Source organism: Algihabitans sp. (assembly GCF_965226985.1).
Lineage (GTDB): Bacteria > Pseudomonadota > Alphaproteobacteria > Kiloniellales > DSM-21159 > Algihabitans.
Genome location: NZ_OZ245712.1, coordinates 1,688,560 through 1,701,220 on the forward strand (window position 1 = coordinate 1,688,560; position 12,661 = coordinate 1,701,220).

Genomic DNA, 12,661 nt, shown 5'->3' on the forward strand with positions numbered 1-12,661 from the left:
GACTGTCGGTGTGGCGTAGCGGGCGGTGTGGCGTAGCGGGACTCGTCGCTGGCACGCAAGCAGATGACGCGATCCCACCTCAGGCAATCCTAGCTCTAAGGGAGGCGCCGGCGCTTGACCAGCGCAAGCAACACAGATCTGTTGCGTTCATGGCGTCTGCCGCTTCAGGAGAGAAACCATCGTGTTCATCGAGCCCAATCAGCACAAGGCCCATGGGTTGCCGTACAACCCCTTCAAGGCGTTGGTCGCGCCCCGACCGATCGCCTGGATCAGTAGTCTGTCAGCAGACGGCATCGTCAACGTGGCCCCCTACAGTTTCTACAACGCCGTCGCGGATCAGCCGCCGATCGTCTTCTTCGCCCCAAACGGACCCAGTCGGAAGGACGGCGTGAAGGACTCCCAGCGCAATGCAGAGGAGACGGGGGAGTTCGTAGTCAACGTCCCGACTTGGGACCTGCGTGGCGAGATGAACGAGACCTCCGCTCCCCTCCCCGCCGATGTCAGCGAGGCGGAAGTGGCCGGTCTGAAATTGGCGCCCTGCGAGAAGGTCAAACCGCCGCGTCTCGCCGACGCACCCGTCTCGTTGGAGTGCCGCTATCTTCAGACGGTCGAGTTCCCCGCCGAGGGGACCATGCGAGGCAACTTCGTGGTCTTCGGGCAGGTGGTTGGAATTCACATTGCCGATTCGGCCGTCACATCCGACGGAATGGTCGACCCGACTCGATACAAGCCGATCGCACGTCTCGGCTACATGGACTACACCGTCGTCGAGAGTCTCTTCGCGATTGAACGACCGAAGGGCGCTCAGGCGCCGTGAGGCGTTGGGGCTTCGTAGAGCAGCGACGCAGTCGTCTGAAGTTTCGCATCGAGCGGGCTCTCGACGCGAAAGACCTGGTGGGCGGTGACAGGTTCGAACTGCCGACCTTCCGGGTGTAAACCGGACGCTCTTCCAGCTGAGCTAACCGCCCGCAGGGGCCCTCGCATATGCAGACCTATATGCAGACCCTCGCGTCAGTGCGCCCGAACGGCTTCGGACCTTCCGGTCGGGCGACGGAACCTTCTTCGCAGTCTCCAAACGAATTCACTCGTCACTGTGGCACTCGACGCGACAAGACCATGTCGGAGTCCGACGCTGCGCCACATAGAAAAGGCGGCGAGTCGCTTGTTGCGAAACTCGCCGCCATCGTCCCGTTTTGTCTCGGCGCTGCGAACCCTGGGCGACCCGTCCACGAAGCCGCGCGCCGAACGGACCGAGTCTCGCTTTAGTTCACGGAGTCTTTGAGGCCTTTACCAGCCTTGAACTTGACCTGCTTGGACGCAGGGATTTTGATCTTCTCGCCGGTGCGAGGGTTACGTCCCTCACTGGCCGCGCGCTGCGCAACCGAGAAGTTGCCGAAGCCCATCAGACGGACTTCGTCGCCTGTCTTAAGGGCACCGGTAATGGAATCGAAAACGGCATTCACCGCCTTTTCACTATCGGCCTTGGACAGACCGGCATCGTCGGCAACAGCAGCAATGAGTTCGTTCTTGTTCACGCTGAACCCCCCTCAGTGTTCTGGAAAGCTCTCTTCTCGAACGGGTCGTTCGTGAGGCAGCGACAATAAACACGGGCCGTTTCGGGCGTCAATGTGGAAAGGCCCCAGAATACTAGGAATCGAGCGGTTTTTCGGGTGATTTGGGGGGCAAAAAATCGCCTCCGGAGGGCTTGACGCGCTTCCACGATATCTGAATCGCCACGACTCCGAGCGGATTCCGAATCGAAACCGCCGCTCCCTGGAAACCCGGCAGAAGCGACAAGGGGCTGCCGCAGCAGCCCCTTGCAAAACAATAGCTTCCCGAGAACTCGCCTAGAATAGCAGTCACGTCTTAGGTAGAAGCCGAACGCTTCCACCTAAGACGATCGCGCTCTAGTGCGTCAGGACGTTGTCACGGTCGTCGCCGTCGCCCCGCTTGCGAAGAGGCTCCTCGTCCTTCTCGTCCCACTCGATCGGAGCGGGCTTCTCGGTCAAAGCGACCTCGAGGACCTGATCGATCGTCGTGCAGGGAATGATCTCGAGTTGGGTCTTCACGTTGTCCGGTATGTCGGCCAGATCCTTCTCGTTCTCACCCGGGATCAACACCGTCTTGATGTTACCGCGCAGGGCGGCGAGCAGCTTCTCCTTGAGACCGCCGATCGGCAGAACCCGGCCACGCAGGGTGATCTCGCCGGTCATGGCCACATCCGAGCGGACGGAGATACCCGACAGGACGGAGACGATCGCGGTCACCATGGCGACGCCGGCCGAGGGGCCGTCTTTCGGAGTCGCCCCTTCCGGCACGTGAACGTGAATGTCCTTGCGCTCGAAGATGGTCGGCTTGATGCCGTACTCGGGCGCACGGCTCTTCACGAGAGACTCGGCGGCCTGAATCGACTCCTTCATCACGTCGCCCAGAGTGCCGGTGGTCACCACGCGTCCCTTGCCGCGGACCGTCACTGCCTCGATCGACAGCAACTCGCCGCCGACTTCGGTCCAGGCCAAACCGGTGGAGACGCCGACTGCGTTCTCGGTCTCCGCCTCGCCGTAGCGGTAACGACGTACGCCAGCGTACTTGTCCAGCGTCTCGGGCGTAACCTCGACAGTCTGGACGTCCGCCTCCATGGCGATCTCCTTGACCGCCTTTCGAATCAGTCCGGTCAGCTCGCGCTCCAGATTTCGGACACCGGCTTCGCGGGTGTAGTAGCGGATGACGTCACGCAGCGCGTCGTCCGTGATCGACCACTCGCCGTCCTTCAGGCCGTGGCTCTCGATCACCTTCGGCAGCAGATGCCGTTTCGAGATCTCGACCTTTTCATCCTCGGTGTATCCGGGGATGCGGATCACCTCCATGCGGTCCAGCAGCGGCTGGGGCATGCGCAGCGTATTGGCGGTGGTGACGAACATCACGTCCGACAGGTCGTAGTCGACCTCCAGATAGTGATCCTGGAAGGTGCCGTTCTGCTCCGGATCCAGGACCTCAAGCAGTGCGGACGACGGATCCCCGCGCCAGTCGGCGCCCAGTTTATCGATCTCGTCGAGCAGGAACAGCGGGTTTGAGGTCTTGGCCTTCTTCATGCCCTGGATCACCTTGCCCGGCATGGAGCCGATGTAGGTGCGCCGGTGGCCGCGAACCTCCGCCTCGTCACGTACGCCGCCGAGGGACATGCGTACGAAGTTCCGGCCGGTGGACTTGGCGATCGACTTGCCGAGGGAGGTTTTGCCGACACCCGGCGGTCCGACGAGGCACAGAATGGGACCCTTGACCTTCGCCATTCGCTGCTGAACGGCGAGGTACTCGACGATGCGGTCCTTGACCTTCTCGAGACCGTAGTGATCCCGGTCCAAAATCTCCTGCGCCAGCTTCAGGTCCTTCTTGACCTTGCTGCGCTTCTTCCAGGGGATCGACAGCATCCAGTCGAGATAGTTCCGCACCACCGTTGCCTCGGCGGACATCGGGCTCATGGAGCGCAGCTTCTTGACTTCGGCCAGTGCCTTCTCGCGCGCTTCCTTGGTCAGCTTGGTCTTGCCGATCTTCTCCTCGATCTCGGCGACCTCGTCCTTGCCGTCTTCGCTCTCGCCGAGTTCCTTCTGAATCGCCTTAAGTTGCTCATTCAGGTAGTACTCGCGCTGAGTCTTCTCCATCTGGCGCTTAACGCGATTCCGGATGCGTTTCTCGACCTGAAGGACACCGATCTCGGATTCCATGAATCCGTAGACCTTCTCGAGACGCTCGGTGACGGTTTCGGCCTCGAGAAGTTCCTGCTTCTCAGGAATCTTCAGGGTGAGATGGCTGGCGATGGTATCCGCAAGCTTGCTCGGCTCGTCGATCTGATTGATCGACACCAGCACCTCCGGCGGAATCTTCTTGTTCAGTTTGATGTACTGCTCGAACTGAGACACGACCGTACGCCCGAGCGCGTCCAACTCGCGCTCGTCTCCACGGTCGTCTTCCAGCACCTCGGCATAGGCCTGGAAGAACTCGTCGTTATCCCCAAAGCGGGCGATGCGCGCGCGCTGGCCGCCCTCGACCAGAACCTTCACCGTCCCGTCCGGCAGTTTCAGCAGCTGCAGTACGGTACCGACCGTGCCGACTTGGTAGATGTCCGACGGACTGGGATCGTCCTGTGCAGCATTCTTCTGGGTGACCAGCAGAATCTGCTTGTCGTCCTTCATCACGTCTTCCAGCGCCTTCACGGACTTCTCGCGCCCGACGAACAGCGGCACGATCATGTGCGGAAAAACGACAATGTCGCGCAGCGGCAGGACGGGGTAGAGGTTGCCTTGGGCAAGCTCGAGCATGTGACCTCGCGAATGTTACGGACGGCCCCAATACGGGCACCGTCAGGTGGCGGCCGGCTCCCCGTAGTCGAGCAGCGATGCCGGCCGATCGGTTCAAGCGATAAAGTGTCTGCGGAAAGGCGCCGTTTCAAGCCCGCGCTCGATTCCCGTCCGACAGAGTGACCCTATAGATAGTGCTAGCGAGGCGACGCGCCCCAATACCTGGTGGGCTTCACCGCAATCAACTCCGGCGAAGCGGGCGGTGCGCCTAGGCGCTGGTGCCGCTGGCGTCCTCGCGACGGTCGGCGTAGATCTGCAGCGGCGATGCGCGGCCTTCGGCGACGTCCCGGTTGATCACCACCTCTTCGACCCCTTCGTAACCGGGAAGATCGAACATGGAATCCAGCAAAATGCCCTCCATGATCGATCGTAGCCCGCGTGCGCCGGTCTTGCGGGCGATTGCCTTGTTCGCCACGGCACGCAGTGCATCTTCGGTGAAGTTCAGATGGACGTTCTCCATCTCGAACAGACGCTCGTACTGCTTCACCAAGGCATTCTTCGGGGTCGTCAGGATCTCGACCAGAGCGTCCTCGTCCAGATCCTCAAGCGTCGCGACGACTGGCAGCCGGCCGACGAACTCCGGGATCAAGCCGAATTTCAGCAGATCCTCGGGCTCGACCTCGCGCAGAATCGCGCCGGTCGACCGCTCATCCGGACCGCGCACGTCGGCGCCGAAACCGATGGCGGATCCCTTGCCGCGCTGAGCGATAATCTTGTCCAACCCAGCGAAGGCACCGCCACAGATGAACAGGATGTTTGTGGTGTCGACCTGCAGGAACTCTTGCTGGGGATGCTTTCGTCCGCCCTGCGGAGGCACCGAGGCGACAGTTCCCTCCATGATCTTGAGCAGGGCCTGCTGCACGCCCTCGCCCGACACGTCGCGGGTAATCGAGGGGTTGTCCGACTTCCGGCTGATCTTGTCGACCTCGTCGATGTAGACGATGCCGCGCTGCGCGCGCTCGACATTGTAGTCGGCGGCCTGCAGCAGCTTCAGAATGATGTTTTCGACATCCTCACCGACGTAGCCCGCTTCGGTCAGCGTCGTCGCGTCGGCCATTGTGAAGGGTACATCGAGGATGCGCGCCAGGGTCTGTGCGAGCAGCGTCTTGCCGCAACCGGTCGGTCCCACGAGCAGGATGTTGGACTTCGCCAACTCGACCTCGTTGCCCTTCGAACCGTGGCCCAGCCGCTTGTAGTGGTTATGGACCGCGACGGACAGCACCCGCTTGGCATGCTGCTGACCGATCACGTAGTCGTCCAGGACGCCACAGATGTCGCGCGGCGTCGGAACGCCCTCACGCGACTTTACCAGCGTCGTCTTATGCTCTTCGCGGATGATGTCCATGCAGAGCTCGACGCATTCATCGCAGATGAACACGGTGGGCCCGGCAATGAGCTTCCGCACCTCATGCTGGCTCTTGCCGCAGAAGGAGCAATACAGGGTGTTCTTCGAATCGGAGCCGCTCGACTTGCTCATGATGCTCGCTTACGCGTCCTTGGTTCCGCGTCGATCATGTTAGACAGACGCGCCGTGGGGGCACAACGTCAAACTGCCGCCTCAGTGGCAAGACGATGACAGTCACCAACAGACGTGGGGCAGAAATTCGAACCATCCAAGGGGCTCACTGAAGCGGTCGCGACACTGTGACTCCTGCGCCTTGCCCAAGGGTTAATATGGTTAAATTCCTCTAGAATTGCCCCTTCTAACTGTCCGCCTCACTCTTCTCGTCCTTGCTCGCGTCGTCCAGGACGGAGGGACGCTTGTTCACAACCTCGTCAATCAGGCCGAACTCCTTGGCCTCCTGCGGCGTCATGAAGCGGTCACGCTCCATCGCGTCCTCGATCACGCCGATCTCCTGCGAGGTGTGATGCACGTAGATCTCGTTGAGCCGCTGCCGTGTGGCCAGAATCTCACGGGCGTGGATCTCGATGTCGGTCGCCTGCCCCTGGAAGCCTCCAGACGGCTGGTGGACCATGATCTTGGAATTGGGGAGACCGAAGCGCTTGCCCGGCGCGCCGGCGCAGAGCAGCAGCGATCCGGCAGAGGCGGCCTGGCCGATGCAAACCGTCGAGACCTCCGGACGGATGTATTGCATGGTGTCGTACATCGCCAGACCGGAGGTTACCACGCCGCCCGGCGAGTTGATGTAGATCGCCACGTCCTTCTTGGGGTTCTCCGATTCCAGATGCAGCAGCTGCGCGCACACCAAACTTGCGACGGCATCGTGGATCGGACCGGTGATGAAGATGATTCGCTCCTTCAGGAGCCGCGAGTAGATGTCATACGCGCGTTCGCCACGGTTGGTCTGCTCGACCACCATGGGCACCAGGGTGTTCATGTAGAGATCGTGAGGATCGCGTTCGCCCATGGTCGCTCCTGCCTCGCCTGTTCGGGAGCCGTGGTTGGGCTCGATCAGGCACTTGAAATCAATACTTCGGGAAGTGCGCGCCGCGGCCGCCCTGCAGCTTCGTCGCGCGTCGGAACCCGCGATATAGGCCAGCCCGTCGAGCCGCTCAAGCCGGGGCGACCGGTTCTACCTCCCTTTGGCCCCGGCTCTTCGCTTTTTGGCTAAACGCTCTCCACCTCGTATCCTTCAGTCTTCCGAAGAGTCGTCCGCCTTCTTGGCCGACTTGTCGGCTTTGGCGGTCGTCTTCTTCGCCGCCGTTTTCTTGGGCGCGGCTTTCTTCGGCGCCGCCTTCTTCTTCGGCGCCGCCTTGCTCTTCGGCTTCTCGTCGCCGGCCTTGGTCTCGCCCGACTCGCTCTCGCCGCTTTCGGCCTCCAGTTCCGCCTTCAACTCCTCGGGCGAAAGGTTGCGGACCGAGACCTTCGCCAGGTCGAGGATGAAATCGACCACCTTGTCCTCGAACAGCGGTGCACGCAGGTTCGCGAGAGCCTGCGGGTTGTTCTGGAAGAACTCGATGACCTGACGTTCCTGCCCGGGGTGGCGCTGTGCCTCCTGGATCAGGGCCTTGTTCAGATCGTCCTGGCTGACATCGATCTCGTTACGGCGACCAACCTCGCTCAGAAGCAAACCCAGGCGCACGCGGCGTTCGGCAATGTCGCGATACTCCTGCTTGAGAGTCTTCTCGTCCTTGCCATCGTCGTCGGGATCTTCCTTGCCCTGCTGGCGATCCTGCTCGACCTGCTTCCAGATCTGCTCGAACTCCAGATCGACCATACCGGCCGGAACGGTGAAGTCGTGTCCGTCCGCCAACTGGTCGAGCAGCTGGCGTTTCACGCGATTGCGGGTCAGCTCGTGATACTGCTGGCCGAGGCTGTCGCGGACCTTGGTCGTGAGGTCCTCCAGGCTCTCCGAGCCATAGGCCTTGGCCATCTCGTCGTCGATCGCAATAGGCTGCGCGGCCAGGATGTCCTTGACCTTGACCTCGAACTTGGCCTCCCGGCCGGCCAGTTCGTCGTTCACGTACTCCTGCGGGAAGGTGACGTCGACCGTGGTCTCGTCGCCCTTGTTCAGCCCGATCAGCTGGTCCTCGAAGCCGGCGATGAAGGAGTTCGAGCCGAGCTCCAGGTGATGGTCTTCCCCCTCCATGCCGGGTTTGGTCTCGCCGTCGACCGAGCCTTTGAAGTCGATCACCACCACGTCGCCGGACTGGGAGGCTCGCTCTTCGGTCAGTGGCTCGGTCTTCTTCTGCTGGCCAGCCAGACGCTCAAGAGTCTCCTGGATCTCCTGATCGGGAACCGCGACCTCGATCCGCTCGATCTCGACGCCGGAGAAGTCCATCGGCTCGATCTCGGGCATCACCTCGACCTCGATCTTGTACTCGAGGTCTTCACCCTGTTCGTACTTGGTCACCTCGACTTTCGGCTGCAGTGCCGGCGTGATGTTGCGTTCGGTCAACGCCTGCTGGCTGGAATCCTGCAGCGCCTTCTCGAGAACCTCGCCGAGAACAGCCTGACCGTACCGCTGCTTCATCAGAGTCGCTGGTACCTTGCCGGGGCGAAAGCCCGGAATGCGCGCGGTCTTCGCCAGCTCGGCCAGGCGGTCGTCCACCTTGCCGTCGATATCTTGAGCGCTGAGCGTGATCGTGAACTCGCGCTTCAGCCCTTCGCTGCTCGTCTCGGTAACCTGCATCTGCTCTTCGGCCTTCTCGTCTGGCGAACTCTGCTATGGGTCTCGTAAGGCCGCGCGGTCCGGCGCCAACCTCGGGTCGCATCCTGCTGCTAGACAGGGTTGAAGCTCCGGCGATGGTGCGGGCGGAGAGACTTGAACTCCCACGGCCGAAGCCACCAGGACCTAAACCTGGCGCGTCTACCAATTCCGCCACGCCCGCGCCGCACCGGCCACGGCCCGGCAGCCGAGGCCGCGAGCCGTTTCGATAGTTAATCTTCCACCCCTCCTCGCGAAAGGGCGCGGAGCTATAGCACGCGCAGTTTCCGCGCGACAAGCGAGCCGGCGGCTACGAGGTTAAGCGCGAAAACGCGCCACCAGACCGGCGGCGCAGGCGTCGAGGATCGCCTCCTTGTCGAGGCGATACTTGGCATAGAGATCGGGAATGTCGCCCGACTGGCCGAAGTGCTCCACACCCAGCGCCTGCACCTTCTGGCCGCGCACGGAGCCGAGCCAGGCGAGCGTGCCCGGATGCCCATCGAGCAGCGTCACTAAGGCGGCATCGGACGCGAGCGGCGCCAGCAACTGCTCGACGTGGCTGGAGGCCGTGCCGAGACCTTGCTGTCTTGCGCGTTCAGCGGCCGACCATTCTGCATTCAGACGGTCCGCCGAGGTCACCGCCAGAAGCCCGGCCCCCGGCACTTCCTCGACCACCTCTTCCCAGGCGGCCAAGGCCTCCGGCGCCACCGCACCGCTGTAGGCGATTGCCAGCTCGGCGCCGGGCGCCGGCGGCTTGATCCAGTAACCGCCGGTGACGATGTCGCGCGCCAGCTCCGGCGTCATGGCCCGATCGGGTTGCGCCAGGCTGCGGGTCGAAAGGCGCAGGTAGACCGATCCGCCGCTGGAATCGCGCAGCCAGTCCGTTCCCGGCAGGGCGTCGCTGCCGGGGTGCTCCGCATCGCGTTGCAGATAGTCGAAGGACCAGCGCAGCAGGGCCGTCAGCTCATCGACGTAGGCCGGCTCGAAGCTCGCCAGTCCGTCCTGCGCCATGCCGATCAGCGGGGTTCCGACCGACTGGTGCGCGCCTCCCTCCGGCGCCAGCGTGAGGCCCGACGGCGTGGCGACCACAATGAAGCGGGCGTCCTGGTAGCAGGCGTAGTTGAGCGCATCCAGGCCTCGGGCGATGAAGGGATCGTAGAGCGTGCCGATCGGCAGCAGGCGCACACCGAAGAGCGAATGGCTGAGCCCAAGCGCCGCCAGCAGAATGAAGAGGTTGTTCTCGGCAATCCCCAGCTCCAGGTGCTGCCCCTCGGGCGACATGCCCCAGCGCTGAGCGGAGACGACCTTCTCGGACTTGAAGACGTCCTCGCGAGAGTGACGGTCGAAAATGCCCCGTCGGTTGACCCATCCGCCGAGGTTCGTCGAGACTGTCACGTCTGGCGAGGTGGTAACGAGACGATCCGCGAGATCGCTGTCCTGACGCGCCAGCTCCGCGAGAATGCGCCCGAAACCCTCCTGCGTGGACAGGCGTTCCGCCTTGGCCTCCAGCAGGGGCGGCACCTCGAGGTATGGCGCCGCGTGGCGGCGGCGGCCCTCGGCATTGAAGGGGGTTCGATCGAGGAAGTCCTGCAAGCGTTCGGCCGGCAGCGCAAGCCCCGCGAAGCGGTCCCACTCCTGGCCTTCGGGCACAGCGTTGGCCACCTGGAACGCGGCCATCTGGTCCGGATTCATCAGGCCGGCATGGTTGTCCTTATGGCCCGCGAACGGTAGACCGTGCCCCTTGATAGTATAGGCCAGGAAGCAGGTCGGCCGGTCGTCACCGGCTAGCGTCTCCGCCTCGACAGTGCGAAAGGCCTCTAGGACGGCCACCATGTCGTGTCCGCCCAGGTTGGTCATCAGCGCTTGCAGAGCCTCGTCGTCGTGAGAGGCCAGCAGCTCGCGGAAGCCGGGTTCGTCGCCGAGATCCCGCAGCAAATGCTCGCGCCAGGCCGCGCCGCCCTTATAGACCAGAGCCGAATAGAGCGAGTTCGGACAGTCGTCGATCCACTGTTGCAGCGCCGCCCCGCCCGGCTGCCGGAAGGCGCTCTGCAGCGCCTTGCCGTACTTCACGGTCACGACCCGCCAGCCCATGGTGTGAAACAGCTGGTCGATCTGCCCGAACAGGCGGTCGGTCACGACGGAGTCCAGGCTCTGCCGGTTGTAGTCGATAATCCACCAGACGTTCCGGACGTCGTGTTTCCAGCCCTCCAGCAAGGCCTCGTAGACGTTGCCCTCGTCCAGTTCGGCATCGCCGACCAGCGCGACCATCCGGCCCGGCTGCCGTCCCTCCGGCAGCAGTCCTTTAAGGGCCACGTAGTCCTGAACCAGGCTGGCGAAGGAGGTCATGGCTACTCCCAGACCGACGGAGCCGGTGGAGAAGTCGACGTCGTCCGTGTCCTTGGTGCGCGAAGGGTAGGACTGGGCTCCACCGTAGGCCCGGAAGCTTTGGAGCTTCTCAACCTCCTGATGGCCGAGCAGATACTGGATCGCGTGGAAGACGGGACTGGCGTGCGGTTTCACGGCGACCCGGTCCTCCGGGCGCAGGATCTCGAAGTAGAGCGCCGTCATGAGGGTGACCAGAGACGCGCAGGACGCCTGATGCCCGCCGACCTTCAGGCCGTCGCGCGACTCGCGCAGATGATTGGCGTTGTGGATCGTCCAGCTTGAGAGCCAGAGGATCTTCCGCTCGAGCGCCCGCAACAGGTCCAACGCCTCGCTGTCGACAACGGTCCCCGAGAGATCGCCCTGGCCATGGTCTTCTTCGCTTCGAGCGGTTTCGACACGGTCGAGAGAGAGGGCGGTTCGGCTACTGCTGGGCGGCGTCATGGAGGCGCATCTCATCTGTCTAGGTCCAAATTGCGCTTATAGTGTCGTCCCCGTCCTGAAAGCGATAGTCCTCACGCAACACGAGCCCTCACGAAACACGAAGGTAGCGTTTGGCAAGGGAAGACCGGAACAACGTCTTCTCTTCGTTGCATTCGGTTGCTAAATGGATCGACGCTCAACGATTGCATGAACAGATGACATGGCGCCGCTCGACCTGGACATCCTGCGCAGCTTCGTGGCCATCGTAGAACTCGGTGGCTTTACCCGCGCCGCCGAACGGCTGGGCCGGACCCAGTCCACGATTTCTCTACAAATCAAACGTTTGGAAGACACTCTTGGGAAGCGGCTGCTGGACCGGAACAGCCGGCAGATCGCCCTGACAGTCGAGGGCGAACGCCTGCTCGGTTATGCCCGCCGCATCCTGCAACTGACCGAAGAGGCCCGCGAGGCTGTTGCCGAGCCGGAAGTCGAGGGCGTGGTGCGGCTCGGAACGCCGGAGGACTTCGCGACTCACCGGCTTCCGCGTGTGCTCGCCGACTTCGCCCGCAGTCATCCACGCGTCGCGCTGGAGGTCCATTGCCAGCTCACCGTTCTGCTGAACGAGGGCTTTGAACGCGGCGACTACGACCTCGTGCTGATCAAACGTGATCCGGAAGGCCCCAGTGCCGGCGAGCGGGTGTGGCGCGAACCCCTGGTCTGGACCGGCGGAACCGGCTTCGACTACGGCTCGGCGGAGAGCGGCAATCCCCTGCCCTTGGTGCTGTCGCCGCAGCCTTGTGTCTATCGGAAACGAGCGCTTTCGGCGCTGGACGCGACCAGCCGCCCCTGGCGGATCGCCTATACCAGCACGTCGCTGGCCGGTACGCTGGCAGTCGTAGAGGCGGGACTTGGAGTTACCGTGCTGCCGAAGGACATGGTCGCCAGCGGCCTGCGGGTGCTCGACGGCGAAGGCGGCTTTCCCGATCTGGCCGACACGGAGATTGCGCTGCTACGGGCGCCAAGCCTGTCTCCGGCGGCGCAGCGCCTTGCGGATCACATCGTTCAGGCGCTTGAGATCCCTCGCTAGCGGTCTGACCGCAGGTGTCGAGAAGTGACGGCTTCGTCGCGCGGTCAGCGCTCGATCGCGTGACCGAAGGACTGTTGAAAGGTCACGATGTTCAGAGTCCTCCGCTCATCGATGAAGCGGTGATCGTTCTTGGCGACCAGGAAGTCGTAGTGCACGTGGGCGATGCCCTGAGTATCGGGCACCACTTCGATCACGCGCGCCGTTTCGACGATCCCGCTCGGACTCTGCCGACGGAAGATCGCTCCCTCGCAAATCTTATCTTGCCAGCGAGGGCCGCGTCCCACGAGACCCCCTACAAATTCCAT

Annotated in this window: 9 protein-coding genes and 2 tRNA genes; 2 read left to right on the plus strand and 9 right to left on the minus strand. The window is 62.9% G+C overall.

The annotated features are described in order from the left end of the window. The first annotated feature begins 181 nt into the window (after positions 1-181). Complete coding sequence (locus tag ACO054_RS07765; protein WP_421709866.1) at positions 182-817, plus strand: flavin reductase family protein; 636 nt, start codon at positions 182-184, stop codon at positions 815-817. A 75-nt stretch (positions 818-892) separates the two neighbouring features. On the opposite strand, the gene ACO054_RS07770 is transcribed toward ACO054_RS07765, so the two are convergent. From ACO054_RS07770 to ACO054_RS07805, 8 genes are all read right to left on the minus strand, one after another. Continuing rightward, positions 893-968 (minus strand) — tRNA-Val (locus tag ACO054_RS07770). A gap of 294 nt (positions 969-1,262) precedes the next feature. Beyond that, positions 1,263-1,535 carry an HU family DNA-binding protein gene (locus ACO054_RS07775; protein WP_119165750.1) on the minus strand — a complete coding sequence of 91 codons (273 nt, stop codon included), beginning with the start codon at positions 1,533-1,535 and terminating at the stop codon, positions 1,263-1,265. 372 nt (positions 1,536-1,907) lie between these two features. After that, a complete protein-coding gene (lon, locus tag ACO054_RS07780) occupies positions 1,908-4,316 on the minus strand; it encodes an endopeptidase La (protein WP_421709867.1) in 2,409 nt (802 codons plus the stop codon). A 247-nt stretch (positions 4,317-4,563) separates the two neighbouring features. After that, positions 4,564-5,832, minus strand: a complete 1,269-nt coding sequence (gene clpX, locus ACO054_RS07785; protein ID WP_421709868.1) for an ATP-dependent Clp protease ATP-binding subunit ClpX — start codon at positions 5,830-5,832, stop codon at positions 4,564-4,566. Positions 5,833-6,058: 226 nt separating this feature from the next. Further along, on the minus strand, positions 6,059-6,724 hold the full coding sequence (locus tag ACO054_RS07790; RefSeq protein WP_421709869.1) for an ATP-dependent Clp protease proteolytic subunit: 666 nt from the start codon (positions 6,722-6,724) through the stop codon (positions 6,059-6,061). 225 nt (positions 6,725-6,949) lie between these two features. After that, positions 6,950-8,449, minus strand: a complete 1,500-nt coding sequence (gene tig, locus ACO054_RS07795) for a trigger factor (protein ID WP_421709870.1) — start codon at positions 8,447-8,449, stop codon at positions 6,950-6,952. A gap of 114 nt (positions 8,450-8,563) precedes the next feature. Then, a tRNA-Leu gene (locus ACO054_RS07800) sits at positions 8,564-8,648 on the minus strand. A 134-nt stretch (positions 8,649-8,782) separates the two neighbouring features. Next, positions 8,783-11,290 carry a 1-deoxy-D-xylulose-5-phosphate synthase N-terminal domain-containing protein gene (locus ACO054_RS07805; RefSeq protein ID WP_421709871.1) on the minus strand — a complete coding sequence of 836 codons (2,508 nt, stop codon included), beginning with the start codon at positions 11,288-11,290 and terminating at the stop codon, positions 8,783-8,785. Positions 11,291-11,489: 199 nt separating this feature from the next. Here ACO054_RS07805 and ACO054_RS07810 point away from each other — a divergent pair, with 199 nt between their 5' ends. Continuing rightward, positions 11,490-12,356 (plus strand): LysR substrate-binding domain-containing protein, encoded by an 867-nt coding sequence (locus tag ACO054_RS07810; protein ID WP_421709872.1) that lies wholly within the window; start codon positions 11,490-11,492, stop codon positions 12,354-12,356. A 44-nt stretch (positions 12,357-12,400) separates the two neighbouring features. Here ACO054_RS07810 and ACO054_RS07815 read toward each other — a convergent pair whose 3' ends face one another. Further along, entirely contained in the window at positions 12,401-12,661 is a 261-nt protein-coding gene (locus ACO054_RS07815; RefSeq protein ID WP_421709873.1) for a hypothetical protein, read from the minus strand.

What these genes read in the sequence shown, in the direction of transcription:
- lon (WP_421709867.1), bottom strand. Translation starts at nt 4,316, where the DNA reads ATGCTCGAGCTTGCCCAAGGCAACCTCTACCCCGTCCTGCCGCTGCGC.
- clpX (WP_421709868.1), bottom strand. Translation starts at nt 5,832, where the DNA reads ATGAGCAAGTCGAGCGGCTCCGATTCGAAGAACACCCTGTATTGCTCC.
- ACO054_RS07790 (WP_421709869.1), bottom strand. Translation starts at nt 6,724, where the DNA reads ATGGGCGAACGCGATCCTCACGATCTCTACATGAACACCCTGGTGCCC.
- tig (WP_421709870.1), bottom strand. Translation starts at nt 8,449, where the DNA reads ATGCAGGTTACCGAGACGAGCAGCGAAGGGCTGAAGCGCGAGTTCACG.
- ACO054_RS07805 (WP_421709871.1), bottom strand. Translation starts at nt 11,290, where the DNA reads ATGACGCCGCCCAGCAGTAGCCGAACCGCCCTCTCTCTCGACCGTGTC.
- ACO054_RS07810 (WP_421709872.1), top strand. Translation starts at nt 11,490, where the DNA reads ATGGCGCCGCTCGACCTGGACATCCTGCGCAGCTTCGTGGCCATCGTA.
- ACO054_RS07815 (WP_421709873.1), bottom strand. Translation starts at nt 12,661, where the DNA reads ATGGAATTTGTAGGGGGTCTCGTGGGACGCGGCCCTCGCTGGCAAGAT.